The following is an 18,841-nucleotide window of genomic DNA, read 5'->3' on the forward strand; positions in this document are numbered from 1 at the left end:
CCGATATGATGTTTTGTCGACAAACCAAGTCTCTTGTTCCTTCCCCTTATGTCTTCAAGGGTAAGGGATGGGGTTAGTCCAGCAACCTCTATCCAATCAGATTAACTGCAAGACGCGGTTATTTTGTTAGCCTAGTCCATCTTGTTCTTTTACCCAATCAATTACTGTATTAGTCACCTGCACAAGTCAGATGGGCTCAAGCTATCCGATATGATGTTTTGTCGACAAATCAAGTATCTTGTTCCTTCCCCTTATGTCTTCAAGGGGAAGGGATGGGGTTAGTCCAGCAACCTCTATTAAATCACATTAACTGCAAGACTCGGTTATTTTGTTAGCCTAGCTCGTTTTGTCCTTTAACCTGACCAAATACTGTACTACTATCAAACGGATAGAGCACTTGTTACTGAAATAACGCGCAATACAAAATTACAAACGCACATGGGTATTATTTAAAATGTTATGTGCTTCGGAGCACAGGCATCTTTAATTGACGAATGGCGAAAGGGATTTAAATGTTAGAAAGAATACATAGAATAAAAGGTATAGGGCTTTTACATGATACTGATGCAAGGGCTCATGGACTACAGAAAGCCAGCTTTATCTATGCAGATAATGGACGAGGTAAATCAACACTAGCTTCATTATTTCGTTCTTGTTCGACGAACAAACCTGAACTCCTCTTAAACCGCCGAACTATTGATGGTAATAACGAACCAGAAGCAATTCTTCAATTTTCTAATGGGCAGCGTTCTACCTTTCAAAATGGTAGTTGGGATGTTGAGCGCCCAGAGCTTTTAGTATTTGATGCCGATTTCGTTGAACAAAATGTTTATGCAGGTGGACAAGTTACAGCCGACCAACGAAAAAACTTATTACAATTTGCACTTGGCGAAAATGCTGTTGTGGCGCAACAAGAATATGATCTCGCAGATGATAATGCGAGAGCAGCAGCCAATTCTATACGAGAAACAGGTAATCAATTAGAAGTGCTGCATAGAGGTTTGACGCAAACTCAATTTCAAAGAATCGCCGAAGTTGTAGATGCCGATGATCAAATATCCGCTCTTAACGGCAAAATCGTTGAAGCCCAAAATATAGGTCTTATTCAAGCTAAGGCATTGCCTCAGCAGTTAGCATTGCCGACACTTAATGTGGATGATATTTTTAATATTTTGGGTACATCCCTCGAAAATATTGATCTAGCAGCAGAGAAGCAAGTTAAAGAACACTTAAATACTCACAACAAAAATCGTTTAGAGAAATGGATAAGTGATGGGCATGCATACGGTGAAGAAGGTAATTGCTTGTATTGCAACCAACCTCTCGATGGTGTCGAATTAATACAAGCATATCGCAGTTATTTTAATCAAGATTATAATCAGCTTAAGTCGGATGTTTCTCGGTTGACAGGCCTCATTAACGCGAGCTGCTCTAATGAGATCATTGACAGATTAAAGTCACGGTTTGAAACTGCCAGTGCAGTCATTGATGGTTGGCAGGAGCATGTTGAGGTAATACCTCCAACATTCGATGAAAATTCCGCAAGAGATGCTCTTTCTAATATTGAAACTCTGTTAAACGCTTTGAGAGAGAGCAAAGAAGTTAATTTGCTCGACGCTGTTGGCTCTGAAGATAATAAAAATGAAGTTGCTAGAAACTGGCAGGAAGTTATAGAGATTGTTGTTGCATGTAACAATTCAATTTCAAATGCTACAGCTGTTATAACAAACTACAAAAACAGTTTGGCAGCTCTAAGTATTGAGAATTTACAAAACCAAATCCGTGATTTAGAGTGGGCTAAAATACGTTACAGGCAAGATGTTGTAGATTTATTTTCACAGCTCGCTTTGGAAAAAAGTCAGGACGAAACTGCAAAATCTGAAAAACAAACAAAAAAAGATGCTTTGAATCAAATCATGCAGGCAACTCTAGAAAGCTATAAAGATCGTATTAATGAGCTTTTGCGCGGTTTTGGTGCTCAATTTCTGATTCCGAATATTGATTTTAATTATCGGGGTGGATTGAGAAGTGATTATGTATTGCAAATGCGCGGTGCGAACATTGCTTTAAGTGGTGGTGTACCAGATTTTAAGACTTCTCTGAGTGAGGGTGATAAACGCACATTAGCTTTTGCTTTCTTCATAGCCTCTGCTGAATCTGATCCTGATTTAGCCAACAAGGTTATTGTAATAGATGACCCAATGTGTAGCTTAGACCTTAATAGAAAGCAGCAAACACGTACTGTTTTGAAGAGGTTGCATGACAGCTGCAAGCAAATAATTGTTCTTGCTCATGATGTTCATTTTCTTCGTAATCTTCGTGATGATGTGTTGCGAACAGGAAACCCGAACGAAATTAAATGTTTAAAGTTAAAATCAGTCATTAATCGCTATAGTGACTTTGATGTAATAAATCTTGATCAAGAATGTGAAAGTGCATATTTCAAATGCCACCGCATGCTTGATGAATATTTAGTTGGGAATGCTCAGAGCAGTATGGAAATAGCTAGATCAATTCGGCCAATGCTTGAAGGGTATCTACATAGACGTTTTCCCAACTTGATAAATGGCGGCGTTTTGTTTGGGCAAGTTATTGACTTGATAAGTCATGCTCAACCACCAAGTCCTTTAGTTAATGCTCAAAACATTACTAACGAACTAAATGAGATAAATCGTTACGCCGGACAGTTTCATCACGATACTAATCCAGCGGCAGACCAAGTTCAAATTACAGATGGTGAGCTTTTAAGCTTTGTAGAAAGGTCGCTATCTGTGATTTATGCTGGATAAACACATTCGTAATCAGCACATAACAAGGCCATAAAGTCGGATTCGTAACAGTTGGCTCGGTTCCGCTTCGCTACACATTTTAGCGAACTGTTTCTCACCGTTATGGCGGCGTTAAATTTACAAGGAGTAAAAATGAGCAATAAGTTTATTTCAAATTGGTTTTATTCTTCATTAGGGAAATACGATGTCGAAAAAGGCATATTCAAGAAAACGACTGAGCAGCACCACTCTCAAAGATACGTGGACTTCGATGAATTTTCTGAGCAATTAAGAAAAATGTACGAAGATTATGACTCAGAAGGTTATGATGTAGTAAATGTAATTCCTATTCAGATGGGGCAATCTGAACAATCAATTGCTAAAACTAAAGAGCTAATATCTCAATCTAATTATCTTGGTGATGTTGGCTTCTCAATAACTAGGGGAGCTGTTGTTATTGGTAAAAGGCGTGACTAAAATTTAACAAGTGTCAAGCACTTCGCCCGCAAAAAAACGCGGGCTGGACTTCGCTTCGCTCGGCCCGTGTAGGCGGCCTTATGAACCCCTATCTCTCTAAATCTGAACAATGGCTTTAATGACAGGTGAAAGCCGTTCTGTTTTCACCTTCTTTCGATCTGTTTTCTTCTCAACTTATTAAACTTACGTTCTCGTGACCCCTAGCTTATTCACAAGGATAGGTTGATCACGGGAGTGTCTGATTTTAATATCATGGCTCTTTGAGGAAAATGAGTAGGGTACGGCGAATGGTTTTGTTCTTTCCGGCACAGCAAGATTTGGACTGCATCAGTCAGCAAGGTCTGATTCTTGGCAAGATTAAGTTTGATGGTGTGAAGGAGGAATATGCTTTTCATCCCGATAATGCGTCTGTGTCGTTAACTGAGTCGGAAAGGCTGAGTATTGCGCAACGGCTGTCTATACTTTGTTCTGGTGCCAGTTCGATTCCCATGCAGGACGATGATTGATTGGTTATTGGTTTGCTCCGCGTAAAATAGATGCTTGAGGCGTTTTATGTCCCCAGAAATATTTGTTAAGCGCAGCTTGGCGGCTAAGTCTGTCGTGCGTGCTGAGGTAATCCAATCCTTGTGGAGCGGCTATGGTGAGATTGTGCGCTACCAAGTGTCTGGGGCGCAGGACAATCTTACTTCGGTGATTGTGAAATCGATTCGTTTAGATCAAGTCATGGCGCATCCGCGAGGCTGGCTATCAGACTTGTCCCATCAACGTAAACAAACCTCTTATCAGGTGGAAGCAAGGTGGTATCGCCATTGGGCGCCTCGCCTGTTAGACGCGGTGCGTGTGGCGAAATGTTATGCCGTGCAAGAGTCCGATACTGAAATCTTGCTGTTACTAGAGGACTTGGATGCATCGGGTTTTAGCCATCGTCATCGTCAGCTGACTTGGTCCGCTTGTTTGCCTGTTTTGGATTGGTTAGCGAGCTTTCACAGTGCTTTCATTTCAACCGGAATGGCTAACAATGACGAACGGGTGGACGATAAGGGGTTGTGGGCGCGAGGCAGTTATTGGCATCTGGAAACTCGCCCAGATGAATGGCAAGCCATGGCGGAAGGCGAGTTAAAACGTCAGGCCAGTGTGATTGATGAAACATTAAGAAAGGCGAATTTTCAGACCGTAATACATGGTGATGCTAAGGTGGCGAACTTTTGCTTTTCGGCGTCAGGTTCAGACGTGGCAGCGGTAGATTTTCAATACACGGGGCAAGGAATTGGCGTGCAAGATGTGGCGTATTTTCTTGGCAGTTGTTTGGAGGAAGTCAGTTTGGCAGACCATTTCGCTTTTTTGTTAGAGCACTATTTTGCCGAGTTAACGCGCTGCTTAGTTGCACAAGGTGAATCGCCCGATTTTGCCTCTAAGGTTGAAGCGGAATGGCGATCTTTGTTTGAGCTTGCGTGGGCTGATTTTCATCGCTTTATTCTGGGTTGGAGCCCAGATCACATCAAGAACACGCCGTTCAGTCAAATGATGACCGAACGAGCTCTGGCCTCATTACGAACTTCGTAAGGCGCGATTCGTCTTGGCTGTGGCTTGGGCTGCTAAAGGATCGTCAGGCCAAGGGTGCTTAGGATAACGACCGCGCATTTCCTTTTTTATCTCAGGGTAAGCGTTTTGCCAAAAGAAAGGCAGATCGTGTGTCACAGCCAAAGGCCTTTGGGCCGGGGACAGTAATTCTAAGGTGAGGTTTTGTCCTAATACTTGCGGTGTGTGTGTCATGCCAAAGGCTTCTTGCAGCTTCACGCTGAGCTTAGGAGGCGATTGTTGATAATCAATTTTATGCTGATGGCCTGATGCCACGGCGAGGCGTTCTGGAACCATCTTCTGGAGGCGGTTTTGTTGTTGCCAGTCTAAGGTGTTTAATAAAATGCTTTTGAGATCCAGCTTATCCAGTGCATGTTGTGTCGTCACGTTCGCTAAATAGGGCGCGAGCCATTCCTGCAATGTTTGCAATAATACTTCATCGCTCAAGTTTGGCCACTCGGCTTGATGATCATGTTGGGCGGCAAAGTGGATTCTGGCTCTCAGTTGATCACAGTCTTGGTGCCAGGGTAACACCGCCAGTCCTGCTTGTTTGATGTATTGGCAAACGGCGGTGGTGACGGCCTCTGCAGGAAGTTGTGATGATGCTTGGCGTTGCACACAGAGCTTGCCAATCCATACTTGTTGTTCACTGATCAAACGAGCGTCTTTTTTCGACCAAGCAAGGTGGTTTTTCGTCTGCAATAGGGAAGGCTGATGCTCAGCCAAAGCCGCTAAGTTTAAAGGCTGAGACAAGTAAATTTGGTCCTCTTCATGGCCTTGATGCCCGCCAATGTCGAGCGCCACCAGATAGTCGGATTGCGCATTGTTGTCGGTTTTGTCTAAGCTGGCGAGACGACCATTGGCCAGTTTGTAGCGTACTTTTTGATCAGACTTCCCTTTAGCGTCGCCTTGGCGCTGTGCGATGCGATCAAAAAACGCCGCGGCCAAGAGCAAACCTAATGCGTCCTCTTCACTGATGTTTTTCGTTCGAGTAGGCACGTCTATTGAGGCGCAGCGATGACGCCATTGTTTAATTGATTGTTGGTAAAAATGTTTTGGCTTGTGAGCGGTCAGCTTCGTGTCACTCTGAGTCAGCCACTGTAGACGCATGGTAAAGTCGCTGCCTACGTTGGACATAGGGTCGCCTTCGCTAAGTAATGCGCATGCTTGGCAAGCTAGGTCGCTGTGCCCCCATTGTTTCGCTAAGAGTAGCAGGTGCGCCAAGCGCGGCTCTAGGTTGAGTTGACTCATGTGTTCGCCGTGGGTGGTGAGCGTTAGCCCCTCTGCCTCAATGGCGTGTAATTGACGCAAGGTATCTAACGATTGCTGGAAATGACCTTCTGGCGGTGGCGTGATCCAGTCGAGTTCTAACCTGTCTTGAATGCCCCATTGGGCTAGATTTAAGGTCAAGGAACTGAGTTCTAAGCATTCAATTTGTGGTTGTGCTTGGGCCGCCAATCTATGTTGTTGCTCTTCGCTCCACCAACGATAACAAACCCCTGCTTGGGTGCGCCCAGCACGACCGGCACGTTGAATGGTTTCCGCTTGGGTGGCTCTTCGAGTGTGCAAGCGGGTGGTGGCGGTATTGGCATCAAATCTGGCTTCACGGCTCAGTCCGCTGTCGACCACGACACGTATGCCCTCAATGGTTAAGCTGGTTTGTGCAATGGCCGTGGCTAAGACGATTTTGCGTTCAGGTTCATTGGTCGGGGAAATGACTTTTTCCTGCTCCTGTAGGCTTAAATCTCCATATAAAGGCAAGATAGATAAATGGACTTGGTCTTTTAGTTCTTTGTGCAAACTCTGATGAACTTGGCGGATTTCTTTTTGCCCTGGCAGAAACACCAGAATATTGCCGATTTGTTGGTGGTATGCGCGTAGGACTAAGCGGCTGATTTCATCAGTGACTTCTGCGATTTTCAGCGCTTTATTGTCATATATCACGTCTACTGGGTAACTGCGCCCAGCACTGCTTAGGGTTGAGCTGCCAAGGCGTTGTTCGAGAAGCGGGGTGTCTAAAGTGGCAGACATCACCAGAAGCTTGAGAGGGTCCTCATCACGATAGAGTTCGCGGGTTTGCAGGCACAAAGCAAAGGCCAGATCAGAGTGGAGGTTTCTTTCGTGAAATTCGTCGAAAATAACCAGAGCAATGTCACTTAAAGAGGGATCGTCCTGCAACATGCGAGTGAGAACGCCTTCAGTCACCACTAAAACTTGTGTGTCTTTGCTTTCTTTGGTGTCGTGGCGGATACGATAACCAATGCGTTTACCAAGGGGTTCTAGCAAGCTGTCCGCTAGACGTTTGGCGGCGGCTTTCGCGGCCAAACGACGGGGCTCCAACATGATGATTTTACGTCCTTTCCGCCAAGTTTCATTCATTAAAGCAATCGGTACTACTGTGGTTTTGCCAGCACCGGGAGCCGCTTCCAAAATAGCTTGATCTTGCTCGGCTAAGGTTTGCAATAAGTCCGGCAGAATGGCGTGAATGGGTAAAGAAGATGTCATGTTAGAACCTTTGTAATGGTGGCCACATCATAGCGATTTTTACGTTGCTTTTCAGCTAGGGGGGCGAAGGCATCTTCTGAGCAAAAGAATGAAAATCTTTTTCATTAATATATTTCACGCATTTCTAAATTTAATTAATTTTACTCAAGTTGTTATGCCGGTATAAGATGCGTCTTGTTCTGAGATTAAACAACATAGCAATGGATGCTTAATGAGGCCATTAAGCAAAATACAAAACAGGATTCGATCACCATGAGTAAAGACATTATTTTTACGATTAACAGCGAATGTCTCGATGAACATTATCAGCCTTCTGAAAGTACTCGAGTTACGACGAATTTTGCGAATTTAGCAAGAGGTGAGCGCCGTCAAGCGAACTTACGTAACGCGTTAAAGATGGTGAATAATCGCTTTAATGCGTTAGCACATTGGGATAATCCTAATGGCGATCGTTATGCTGTTGAGTTAGACATTGTCTCGGTTGATATGGACATTGCCAATAATGGACACGCTTTTCCGGCGATTGAAATACTGAAAACGACCATTCTTGATCACCATACGAATAAACGTATCCAAGGCATTGTCGGCAATAATTTTTCCTCTTATGTGCGTGATTATGACTTTAGTGTCTGGCTATTGGAGCACAATAAGCATCAGCCCCAATTTAGTATTCCGAAGAATTTTGGTGAGCTGCATGGCAAGCTCTTTCAGTGTTTTGTGAATTCAAGTGATTACAAGGCGCATTTTAATAAACCACCGGTAATCTGCCTGAGCGTGTCGGACAGCAAAGTGTATCGTCAAACGGATAACCAGCATCCTATTTTGGGGACGGAATACTTAGCCAATGAGGCTTCCTTGACGGAACAGTATTTCCAGCAGATGGGTCTGCAGGTGCGCTATTTCATGCCGCCAAACAGTGTTGCTCCTTTGGCTTTTTATTTCTTTGGTGATCTGCTGAATGACTACACGCATCTTGAACTGATCAGCACTATTAGCACCATGGAAACTTTCCAAAAAATCTATCGTCCTGAAATTTATAATGCGAATTCGGTGGCGGGGAAATGCTATCAACCGAACCTGAAGAACGCAGACCATTCAGTTACTCAAATAGTGTATGACCGAGAAGAACGAAGTCAATTAGCCAATGAACAAGGTAAGTTTGCGGAGGAGCACTTCATCAAACCTTATCAAACAGAACTTGCCCAATGGTTGGCTCAATAATCCGGTTTTAAATGTACGTCTACAATACGGCAGACTTTATTATGAACACAGTTACTAAAAAAAAATTACTCCCTACGTCCACTGCTGGCAGCTTACCAAAGCCAGCTTGGTTAGCTGAACCTGAGACACTTTGGTCACCTTGGAAGCTACAAGATGAGTCATTAATTGAGGGCAAGCTCGACGCTCTTTGCGTGTCATTACAAGAGCAGCAACAGGCTGGTATTGATATTGTCAGTGACGGCGAGCAAACGCGCCAACATTTTGTCACCACTTTCATAGAGCACCTTAATGGTGTTGATTTTGAAAAACGTCAAACGGTTCGAATTCGTGATCGTTATGATGCCAGCGTGCCGACCGTGGTTGGACCAGTGAGTCGTCAAAAGTCGGTTTTTGTTGATGACGCTAAGTTTTTACGTCAGCAAACCAAACAGCCGATTAAATGGGCCTTGCCAGGCCCGATGACGATGATTGATACACTGTATGATGATCATTATAAAAGCCGTGAAAAACTTGCTTGGGAATTTGCCAAAATCCTCAATCAAGAAGCCAAAGAGCTTGAGGCCGCTGGTGTTGATATTATTCAGTTTGATGAGCCTGCCTTTAATGTGTTTTTTGATGAGGTTAATGAATGGGGCGTGGCGACATTAGAAAGAGCCATTGAAGGGCTAAAATGCGAAACGGCGGTGCACATTTGTTATGGCTATGGCATTAAGGCCAATACCGACTGGAAGAAGACGTTAGGATCAGAGTGGCGACAATATGAAGACGCTTTCCCTAAGTTACAGCAATCGAATATCGATATTATCTCATTGGAGTGTCATAACTCACATGTACCAATGGATTTACTGGCACTGATTCGCGGAAAAAAAGTCATGGTCGGTGCCATTGATGTGGCAACCGACACCATTGAAACCCCTGAAGAGGTTGCCAATACGTTACGAAACGCTCTTCAGTTTGTCGATGCCGATAAACTTTATCCTTGTACCAATTGTGGCATGGCACCGTTATCTCGCTCCGTAGCAAGGGCTAAGCTAAAGGCGTTAAGCGCCGGTGCCGACATTGTTCGAAGAGAGCTTTTAAACTCAGACAAATTGGTCTAATAAAGAGGCGGACTAGCTTTTTGATAAGCTCTGGTGAGACTGCTTGAAAGGTAGTCCGCTACTCATGGCGATGATCGGATGGCAAGATCTGTTGGTAGTAAGACTGGCCTATGTCTAGGTGCATTTGAAATGCGAAACCTTTATGAAGCATGGTTTGCATGTCCGCTTGTGTAATTCGCATGACGTAACTGGTTTCGGTGGCGACCAATTTACAGTCATGCATTACCATACTAGCGAGAAACCATTTCGCGGGATCATTGTGTTTGCTTGGGTAGCGCCTTTCGCCACATTCGAGTTGCCATGTGCCATCCAATAGAACCCAATAATCCTTTGCACTTGATGCCGTGGCGATCACTCCACCTTGGTTAACTTGCCATTCTTTTGAGTGATTAATCACCCACTGCTGTTGCGAGGTGTTCAGTACGGTGAAAAATGGCGTATGACGCAGTAAATGCAGATAGGTTACCGAAGGCCTCATGGTCAGCTGTCCTATTGCGTCAGCTTCCATCGGTCTGATACACCCAGTGATGGTCATGAGGGAAGCGCCCAACATGACCATTATTGAGCTTAATTTCTGACAAACCCTCATCAAAGTTAGGCCAACCCGCCGTTAGCGCGAAGTATTTGTCCATTGATCCAACCACTTTCCTGACTGGCCAAGAATGAAACGATTTGAGCAATGTCGTTTGGCTGGCCAAGTCGTTCCAACGGCGGCATTTTGGCAAAGCTTTGAATCATCTCTTGAGTCTTTCCAGTTAAGAACAAATCGGTAGCGATTGGGCCAGGTGCCACCGCATTGACGGTGATTTGACGTCCTCTTAGCTCTTTAGAAAATACTTTAGTGAAGGCTTCAATCGCGGCCTTTGTACCATTGTAAATGGAATAGCCCACCATATTTAAAGCCAGAGTGGTGCTGGATAGATTGATGATTCGGCCGCCGCTGTTTAGGCGTGTTCCTGCTTCTCGTAGAGTATTGAAAACACCTTGTGTATTAATGGCAAAGTAGCGTTCATACAATTCGTCTGAGGTTTCCATTAGAGGTAAGGTGTTCAGAATGCCAGCGTTATTCACTACAACGTCAATGGTACCAAGGCGACGTTCAACCTGATCAAACATGGTATTCACGTCAGCAGAATGGGCCACATTTGCTTTGACGGCGAACGCCGTTTGTCCTTTAGAGGCTAACTCTTCAACCAGTTTGTCTGCGGCTTGAGAGTTAGATGAATAGTTAATGGCGACGGCGAAACCGTCGGCTGCGAGTCGTCGAGCAATGCTGGCCCCAATGCCTCGTGATGCACCTGTTATCAATGCAATTTTCTGATGTGATGTCGACATTTTTTACCCTCTCAGTGATGTGAAAACCAATGAGAGCAAGAATAGTTGGTTTGATTTTAAAGATAATCTGCCTATATTTGATAAGATAATTCCATTTGCGACAACAATAGTTGCCATAACAAGCTTTATGTCAGCGCGTTTCTCTCTCATTTTTGATCACTGATTTTTTTAAGTAAGAGTGCCTTATGGATCGCTTTCAAGAAATGCATGTGTTTGTCCGTATTGCCCAGTGTGGTAGCTTTTCACAAGCCGCCGAAGACCTACACATCCCCAGAGCAACCGTATCTAATTTAGTGAAACGACTTGAGCAGCGGATTGGCGTGCGGTTACTGGAGCGTACGACGCGCCAAGTCAGTATGACGCAAGAGGGCAAGCACTATTACCAACGTTGTTTGCGCATTTTAGCGGATCTAGAGGAAGCCGATACCGCCTTTAAAGACACCAAACCACAAGGCTTATTGCGGATTAACTTACAAGGAACGTTAGCAAAACATTTTGTGATGCCTGTTATCGACGAATTTGTTGCTCGTTACCCAGATATTGCGTTGCATATCGAAGAAGATGATCGGCTGGTTGACCTAGTCAAAGAAGGCATAGATTGCGTTTTACGAGCTGGGCCATTACAGGATTCATCATTGGTTGCCAAGCCGTTGGCGAACATGGAGCAAATGACCGTTGCCAGTCCTAAGTATCTGAAACAATACGGTGTTCCAACCACATTGGCGTCACTTAAGCATCACCGAGTCATTGGTTATCTATCGTCTGCTACTGGATTGGATACGACCTTAGATTTCACTTTTGGTCAGGACATTAAGGAAGTGACATTGCCGTCGATGGTGACCGTCAATGGGGCGGATATGTATACCGGTGCGGCGTTGAGTGGATTAGGTTTGATTCAAGTGCCGCGTTATCGTATCGAAGAAGAATTAAAACGCGGGGTGCTCAAGCCAGTCTTGAGCGAATTCCCACCTCCTAACATGCCCGTGTCGGTACTCTACCCACAGAATCAACAGGTGTCATTGCGAGTCAGAGTGTTCATAGACTGGTTAACCGAGCAGTTTCGCGTAGGCGATTAGGGGAGAGGTCGTGCGTTATTAAGATTGCTTCCTTTGTTTGTTTTCGTTTAGCGAATACTGTTACGTCGCTTTGGGATGGCGGCCAATCGTGAGGTTAAATCGGCGTCTTCACGTTCGCCCAAAATATCGCTGACTCGGTGAGCAATGCCTTGATAAGGCTGAGCAAAGGTGGTGAGTTGATAAGCCTGCCAGGCGGATTGAGGAATATCGTCAAAGCCAAGAATGCTAATGTCATCTGGGATCGAAAGATTGAACGGATGTCGGGCGGTATCCATAAAGCCGCATGCGACTAAATCGGTAATGCAAAAATAGGCATGGTTAGGCTGGTGGTTGGGCAATAAGGCTTGGGCCGCCTGTTGTCCATCTTCGTAGTTGGTGTTATCTCCTCGCCAGACCGTCACTTCGAATCCTTTGGCCTGAGCCGCGCTAATAAAAAAGTGTTCTCGAGCTAACAGACTAGGCGTGCCCTTGTTCGAGCTAACCAGGGAAAGCGTTTGGCAACCTGCTTGTTGGAACAGAGTAACGGCTTGTTGCATGGCATCGGCATAGTCGATTTGAATGTGGTGGGCGTTTTCGACTTCATCATTACAGTTGATCATGATGACTTTTTGGCCTGAGTCGACACAGGTTTGAACCAGTTCTGGTGGTGGGGTTCCCGACATAACCACACTGGCTGATGCTCGATAATGCAGAGCGCGACGCATGGCATCATCGGCACTGCTGGGATCCGAACTGGCATTGATTACCATCACCATACGACCATCTTGTTGTAGTTGCTTGGTGAGGGCGTCTAACAATAGATTGTGATAGGGCTTGTCTAAATTGGCCGCCAGTAGGCAAACCGGTCGGCTTTGTTCTTTCGAAATACTACGGGCTAAATGATTAACGTGATAATTGAGTTCGGCTGCGGCCGCCAGCACTCTTTCTCGGGTTTTGGCCGAGACACTGGCGCCGTCAGTAAAGGTTCGAGAAACGGCTGAACGAGATACGCCTGCCAAACGAGCAACTTCGGCGGCCGACGTTGCTTTGTTCTTTTCAGGTCCTTTGTTTTTTGGCATTTACACTTTCTCTTTGGGCAAATAGGGTTGTAAACGTTTTACTTGTTCCGCAGCCCAATGGGCGGCATCGACCAGTATTTGCTTAGGCGCCTCAGGCCATTCTTCTTTGATCAATTGTCTGGCTTCGCGTATGTGATTGATGGCGTCTTCTAAGCTAGGGTAAGTTTCAGGCTCATCTAAATGTAGCAAAAGTGCCGTTAATGTCACCGAGCGACTGCGGCCACCACGACAGTTGATGAGTATGTTACCAGTTTCTTTCCAAGGGTAACTTGGTTTATTTGGTAATTCTTGGTCGATCAAACTGCGCAGCTGATAATAGCCAGCCAGCATCATAGGATGAGGGTTTCCTGGGCCATCTACTATGCCCAGTTTGTAGTAACGCACAGGTGACCAGCCAAAGGCTAAGGCTTGGCTCAACGGATCTTGCATGGTGACCAGATTAATGTCGAGATTGACAGCACAGTTAAAAACCGTACCTATGCCATGTTGGTTTAGTAATTCCGGATCAGAAGCGGCCTGCTTATTCCCAATGTAAAGATCGATGTTGCGACCAAGAAAATTTTTATGGATCAGATGAAGAGGGGCACGCTTTGCTTCAGCTTCTCGGAAGATTTGTTTCATATCGGTGACATTTGATTGACTCATGATGGTTCCTTTAGGGCTAAATTTGGGAAATTAACTTGGCAAACGCATGTTGCAATGGCGGGGGCCGAAGCGAGTACAGGGCCTGTTTCTAATAGATCAGGTAAGCTGTTTGGCCAAGTGCCGACTTGCCCGCCAGCTTCTTCGACCATCAACATGCCAGCAATACAGTCCCAACTGTTCATCGAGATTTCTAGATAGGCGTCGGTGCGACCCTCTGCAACCCAAGCTAACCCTAAGCCGCCTGAACCGCCTCGGCGAATGCTGGCGCCTTGCTTGAGTAAGTCGTCTTGAGCCGTTAAGTAGGCTTGCGTTGTGGCTCTTTGCGACCAGCCAAGCTCAACATGGGCTTGGGTCATGTCTGATGTTGTAGCGACACTAATGGGTTGGTTGTTTTTGGTGACGCCTCTACCGCGCTGAGCAAAGTACAATTCCTGTGAGACGGGTTGGGCTATGGCTGCTAGTTGAGCTTTGCCATCGATGCAAAAACAAATAATGACGCAAAAATGAGGGATGCCACGAGCAAAGTTCGCGGTGCCATCAATGGGATCTATGATCCAGGTAGCTGACTCAGGCGTTCCGCCGCCTTCTTCTCCTAAAATGGCATCCTCAGGAAAATGGCGAGATATTTCATCTCGGATCATGGTCTCTACGGCTAAGTCTGTTTCGGTCAGAAAATCTTGTGGGCCTTTTAAATCATAGGAGCCTGCTTCTCTGTTTAAGTAGCCCTCCAGCGCGCGCGCGGAGGCTTTTTTAATTAATGTGTTTAGGAAGTTGGCACGTGGTTCAATATCATTAAATGTGTTCAAGGTAATCCTTTATAACGTTGACACAGGCTCATTCATTGGCCTGTGTCTTACCGGTGATGCTAGATGAACGGGTGTTCATGGTATTTCAAAAGTGTTTACAGTTGTCCGGCACGGGCCAGCGCCCAAAGGTCTTGCCAGTCTTGGCGGTTCTCCCAGTCATTCTGTGCGGTTGCTGGGTTGTATTTCATCAGTTGATCAAGGTATGCCGCCACACCAGAAGGCTCGACAGAAGGTATCTGGTTATCCATATTGGTTGAGATCTTGCCGTCAATGGCTTGAGGATGAAAGCCTTCGCTGGTCAACATGTAATGCACAAATAACTTAGCGGCATTAGGGCTATCTGTGCCTTTGGTGATCATCATAAATTTAGGGTAAAGCAGGCCAACCATGGGTTTCATTGACGCGCAGATGCCCAATTTCATGCCATTTTTGTTTTCACGGTATTTCGCTGAAGACATGATGCCAATGAAGTTTTCTTTGGTATCTGGTGCGCCTACTGCAGAGGCGACATCACCATCTGAGTTGGTCAGCAAAGGTTGATTTTTTGCGAGGGCCACCACAAAGGCTGCTGTGGCACTATCCAGATCCGTTTTTAGGGGTTTGCCATAGTGAGCTTGATAAGCGTCGGCAATCACCTTGTCATGGTGCATAGCAAATTGGTTGAAGAAATCGGTGTACATAGATTTGTTAAGAGGGTCTGGCATGGTGACATGACCTTTCCATTTAGGGTCGGTCAGAGCCCAAATATTATCGACCGGACAGCTGTCATTCAGTGCCGTATTGTAAGACCACACTACAGGTGAGTTTGATACCACTAATGGATTGCTGAATTGTGCTGGTATCTTATTTTTCATGTCTTCGGGTAAATAGCTGTAGGTATAGCCGGTTGACAATAATTGTGCGGAGGCCGCGGGTACATCCGAAATAATGACCACGTCGGATTTGACGTTATTGGCTTTAGTTTCACTGAGCACCATCTTGATGTTAGCGCCTGCTTTGATTTTAGTACCAGTGGTTTCAATGCCGTATTTTTGGGCAAAGGCTTTGGCTTGTTTTTTGATTTTACCCGTCGAGTCGTAGACAGAAAGGGCTGGTTCCGACTGGGCTGCTTTGATTAAGGCATTAAGATCGAAATCTTCCGCGAAGGCTGATGTCGAAGCAAGCGTGCTGACTAGTAATAAGCTAGGGATGTTACGAATCATGAGATGTCCTCAATTTTGGATTGATTAAAATCAGGCGAAACCACGTCTGCAGAAGTGCGGAAGATCGCAGCCTTAGGGATTATGGAAAAGGGTTGGCGATGACCGTCTGCATTGAATAAATGCATGGCGTGACGGGCAACTTGCAAATTGGCTCGATCACCCCGTTGCCAAGCTGGTGGCGTTTGGGTGGTGTGAACCAGATTGATAGGCGAGTGACTGTTTTTCTCTTGGATGATGGTTAGTTCAATAATCCAAGCACCACCCGTCGGCAAAATGTCGTTTATTGTGACAGGCACGCAGGATGGCGAAGCTTCTTGGCTTAACAGTAAACCTTCTGGGCGTAAGCCAAGTTGTGTTCCTTTACTGACCGAAGTGGAAAAGCCGGCTTGGTGCATTAATTGCTGTGCAGATTTTGTTTCCGCTGAGATCATATTAATGGGCGGATTACCAATAAATTCCGCCACAAAACGATTCGCGGGGCGTTCGTAAATATCATTTGGTGTGCCGATTTGCTGGAGTGTACCTTTGTTCATGACAGCGATTTGTGTTGCCAATGTCATGGCTTCCCATTGGTCATGGGTCACGAAGACAATGGTCGTGCCGAACTCTTGGTGTAGGCGCGTTAATTCAGCTCGCATGGATAGGCGAAGGGATGCATCGAGATTGGATAATGGCTCATCTAACAACAAGATGCCGGGATTCATGGCTAAGGTTCGTGCTAAGGCGACACGTTGCTGTTGTCCGCCAGAAAGCTGCGCCGGGTAGCGGTTTTCTAGCCCTTCGATCTTGAGCATCACGATCATCTCAGCAACGAGTTTTTTACGCTCGTTGGCCGGTAAGCCTTTTAAACGCAGACCAAATTCAATATTACGTGCGACGGTCATGTGAGGCCACAAGGCATAGGATTGGAAAACCAAACCAATATGGCGTTTTTCCGCCGGAACAAAGAGGCCTTTCGCGACGTTATCAAGCACTCTTCCGTCGGCCATAATCTCGCCATCCGTTAAGTGTTCTAACCCTGCGATCATGCGCAGAATGGTGGATTTGCCACAGCCAGAAGGCCCCAGTACACACATAAACGCGCCATCCTGAATCTCCATTGACACCTGATCGACTGCAGGTGGATGACCCTTGCTATAGCATTTGGAAATATTGTTTAAGGTAATATTTGACATAGTATTAGCTCTCCAGACCTTGAGCTAAGCCTGTCCCAGTGAGGCGGTTGATGAGTATGGTGCCGAATAGGGCAATCAAGGCAATCATCAAAACGACAGCATTAGCGGCTTGGGTGTAGTTGAAATCAATAAGACGGATTGAGAACGTCGTGAGTACGTCGGTCGCCGGTACGGCGAGGATAATGAACAGGCTGACCCCTTTAATACCAGAGATGAAAGGCATTAAAACGGCTGTCACTAGGGCATTGCGTTGAATGGGCAAGATAATAGAAAACATGCGTCGTAACCAGCCTGCGCCAGCGACACGTGCACTGTCTTCCACATCACTGCCAAGTTGTGTCATGGCGGAAATGCCTGCTCGACTAGCAAAGGGCATTTGGTCAGCAATGAGGGCAAGGAAAAGGATCATTGGTGTGCCATACAAGGCTGGAATAGGGCCATGTGGTACGGCGAACAGAGTTAAAAACGCCGCCGCAAAGGCAATTCCAGGCACCAAATAGGGGAAGAACGTAATTTGGCGCAATGATACGGAGACGAATTTTAGCGGTGAGCGTAGCACAATGTATCCGGTTAAAAGTCCTAATATTCCAGCGCATATTGACGCACTGCCGACAATGCTGATGGAACTCCAAGCGGCGTTCCAAAACTCCGAGGACAATAAAATGCCATTGCGTAATGCCACTGTATCTAGATTGGTGCCAATCCAATAATCAAGAGTGAAGTTTGATAAATCGAAGCGACCTGGCAAATGCATGACAGTGGATAATGCCAGTGCTCCTAGCGGGGCAATGACACCAATAAAAACCATGATTAATGCCAATATGCTGGCAGGCCATTGTAACCAACCAAGTGACTGTCGACGCTCCATGGCTCCTTTGGAGCCGATAATGGCAAAGCGTCTGGCTTCGCGCATCATCCAAGTATCCAGTGCTAAGGTCGCAATGCCGACCACTAAAATGACGCCAGCAAACACCGCCGCGACCCCATTTTGTTGTGTGCCTATGGCGCGGTACAGTGAGGTGGCGAGGGTTTCAAATTGTACTGGTAGACCAAGAACGTAGGGTACGGAGAATTCACCAATTGCGTCGGCAAAAATTAATAAGGCCGATGACATCAGTGCCGGACGCATTAAGGGGAAAACAATCGATAGGGCCACTCTTCCTCGACTGGCTCCGAGCATTTGTCCGGCTTCTTCTAATTGGCTGTCTAGGCGTCTTAAGGCATTGCCGACTAACAGGATAACGAACGGAATGTAGTTGAGCGTCATAATGACGATGGTTGGAAAAGCACCATAGGACACCCAGTCTGGTAGCTGATAGCCCATGGCTTCGGCCCAACCTGGTTGACCTCCAATGGTGGCGTTTTTGAATAACGTGGTCCAAGCCAAAGCAAAGGTCCAAGCAGGGAGCATAAAAGGAACAATCAAGGCGGTTGATAACCAGCGACGCCCCATGAGATTTGTCCGAACAAGCAGCCAAGCCAAAATAGAACCAATGACCATGGAAAGCAGCATAGAGGTAATGGAAACCAGTAAGGTGTTCCATAGGGGCTTCCAGAAAATAATTGAGGACATTCGGGATGCAAAGACGCGCTCTAGGTAGTAGCTTGTCACTTGACCTGCGTCGCCGCCAGTGCGCATTTCATCACCTGTTTGAACAGTAAAGACTTCAAATAAAACATTGATGATAGGGACTGCAATTAACCATGCGAAGATAAATAATAGCCCTAGACCCATAAGTAAAGTCGGGTCACATTTTGCGATCACAAGCCGATGTCGCCACTTTTGTAGCGGTGATAAATGGGTCGAATGGGACATCTCGGTCATGTTATCCTCAAGTTCAAAAAACGAATGTTGAAACCTAAGATAGAGACCTTCTATGTCAGAAAGATGACAT

Annotated in this window: 16 protein-coding genes; 7 read left to right on the forward strand and 9 right to left on the reverse strand. The window is 45.8% G+C overall.

The features are described 5' to 3' along the window. The first annotated feature begins 512 nt into the window (after positions 1 to 512). The 4 genes from ACHUFM_RS16885 to ACHUFM_RS16900 all read left to right on the forward strand — a co-directional run bounded on the left by ACHUFM_RS16885 (position 513) and on the right by ACHUFM_RS16900 (position 4,808). Entirely contained in the window at positions 513 to 2,789 is a 2,277-nt protein-coding gene (locus tag ACHUFM_RS16885) for an AAA family ATPase (RefSeq protein ID WP_394183697.1), read from the forward strand. 132 nt (positions 2,790 to 2,921) lie between these two features. Then, the gene (locus ACHUFM_RS16890; RefSeq protein ID WP_394183699.1) at positions 2,922 to 3,245 is read left to right on the forward strand and encodes a hypothetical protein; all 324 of its coding nucleotides are present in this window, start codon (positions 2,922 to 2,924) and stop codon (positions 3,243 to 3,245) included. 287 nt (positions 3,246 to 3,532) lie between these two features. Further along, the gene (locus tag ACHUFM_RS16895) at positions 3,533 to 3,751 is read left to right on the forward strand and encodes a hypothetical protein (RefSeq protein ID WP_063334378.1); all 219 of its coding nucleotides are present in this window, start codon (positions 3,533 to 3,535) and stop codon (positions 3,749 to 3,751) included. 46 nt (positions 3,752 to 3,797) lie between these two features. After that, on the forward strand, positions 3,798 to 4,808 hold the full coding sequence (locus ACHUFM_RS16900; protein ID WP_394183700.1) for a phosphotransferase: 1,011 nt from the start codon (positions 3,798 to 3,800) through the stop codon (positions 4,806 to 4,808). Here ACHUFM_RS16900 and hrpB read toward each other — a convergent pair. After that, positions 4,794 to 7,328: an ATP-dependent helicase HrpB gene (gene hrpB, locus ACHUFM_RS16905; protein WP_394183702.1), complete on the reverse strand. Its 2,535-nt coding sequence runs from the start codon at positions 7,326 to 7,328 to the stop codon at positions 4,794 to 4,796. The two genes, ACHUFM_RS16900 and hrpB, sit on opposite strands and share 15 nt — an antisense overlap. Positions 7,329 to 7,580: 252 nt before the next feature. On the opposite strand from hrpB, the gene ACHUFM_RS16910 reads away from it, so the two are divergent. Together ACHUFM_RS16910 and ACHUFM_RS16915 are read left to right on the forward strand one after the other, a co-directional pair. Continuing rightward, entirely contained in the window at positions 7,581 to 8,549 is a 969-nt protein-coding gene (locus tag ACHUFM_RS16910; protein WP_394183704.1) for a DUF1852 domain-containing protein, read from the forward strand. A gap of 41 nt (positions 8,550 to 8,590) precedes the next feature. Continuing rightward, on the forward strand, positions 8,591 to 9,649 hold the full coding sequence (locus tag ACHUFM_RS16915; RefSeq protein WP_394183706.1) for a methionine synthase: 1,059 nt from the start codon (positions 8,591 to 8,593) through the stop codon (positions 9,647 to 9,649). 58 nt (positions 9,650 to 9,707) lie between these two features. On the opposite strand, the gene ACHUFM_RS16920 is transcribed toward ACHUFM_RS16915, so the two are convergent. Together ACHUFM_RS16920 and ACHUFM_RS16925 are read right to left on the reverse strand one after the other, a co-directional pair. Next, complete coding sequence (locus ACHUFM_RS16920; protein ID WP_394183708.1) at positions 9,708 to 10,127, reverse strand: hypothetical protein; 420 nt, start codon at positions 10,125 to 10,127, stop codon at positions 9,708 to 9,710. A 116-nt stretch (positions 10,128 to 10,243) separates the two neighbouring features. After that, on the reverse strand, positions 10,244 to 10,984 hold the full coding sequence (locus ACHUFM_RS16925) for an SDR family oxidoreductase (protein WP_394183710.1): 741 nt from the start codon (positions 10,982 to 10,984) through the stop codon (positions 10,244 to 10,246). A 185-nt stretch (positions 10,985 to 11,169) separates the two neighbouring features. Here ACHUFM_RS16925 and ACHUFM_RS16930 point away from each other — a divergent pair, with 185 nt between their 5' ends. Beyond that, positions 11,170 to 12,060 carry a LysR family transcriptional regulator gene (locus tag ACHUFM_RS16930; RefSeq protein WP_394183712.1) on the forward strand — a complete coding sequence of 297 codons (891 nt, stop codon included), beginning with the start codon at positions 11,170 to 11,172 and terminating at the stop codon, positions 12,058 to 12,060. A 47-nt stretch (positions 12,061 to 12,107) separates the two neighbouring features. On the opposite strand, the gene ACHUFM_RS16935 is transcribed toward ACHUFM_RS16930, so the two are convergent. From ACHUFM_RS16935 to ACHUFM_RS16960, 6 genes are all read right to left on the reverse strand, one after another. Next, positions 12,108 to 13,118: a LacI family DNA-binding transcriptional regulator gene (locus tag ACHUFM_RS16935; protein WP_394183714.1), complete on the reverse strand. Its 1,011-nt coding sequence runs from the start codon at positions 13,116 to 13,118 to the stop codon at positions 12,108 to 12,110. Next, positions 13,119 to 13,763 (reverse strand): dual specificity protein phosphatase family protein, encoded by a 645-nt coding sequence (locus ACHUFM_RS16940; protein WP_394183715.1) that lies wholly within the window; start codon positions 13,761 to 13,763, stop codon positions 13,119 to 13,121. Then, the gene (locus ACHUFM_RS16945; RefSeq protein WP_394183717.1) at positions 13,760 to 14,569 is read right to left on the reverse strand and encodes an inositol monophosphatase family protein; all 810 of its coding nucleotides are present in this window, start codon (positions 14,567 to 14,569) and stop codon (positions 13,760 to 13,762) included. The genes ACHUFM_RS16940 and ACHUFM_RS16945 overlap by 4 nt, the downstream gene beginning before the upstream one ends. A gap of 95 nt (positions 14,570 to 14,664) precedes the next feature. Then, positions 14,665 to 15,771 (reverse strand): ABC transporter substrate-binding protein, encoded by a 1,107-nt coding sequence (locus ACHUFM_RS16950; RefSeq protein WP_394183719.1) that lies wholly within the window; start codon positions 15,769 to 15,771, stop codon positions 14,665 to 14,667. Then, entirely contained in the window at positions 15,768 to 16,946 is a 1,179-nt protein-coding gene (locus tag ACHUFM_RS16955) for an ABC transporter ATP-binding protein (RefSeq protein WP_394183721.1), read from the reverse strand. Before ACHUFM_RS16955 ends, ACHUFM_RS16950 begins: the two co-directional genes overlap by 4 nt. 4 nt (positions 16,947 to 16,950) lie before the next feature. Continuing rightward, complete coding sequence (locus ACHUFM_RS16960; protein ID WP_394183723.1) at positions 16,951 to 18,771, reverse strand: ABC transporter permease; 1,821 nt, start codon at positions 18,769 to 18,771, stop codon at positions 16,951 to 16,953. Positions 18,772 to 18,841: the final 70 nt, after the last annotated feature.

It is taken from the genome of Marinomonas posidonica (genome assembly GCF_043643765.1).
GTDB lineage: Bacteria > Pseudomonadota > Gammaproteobacteria > Pseudomonadales > Marinomonadaceae > Marinomonas > Marinomonas posidonica_A.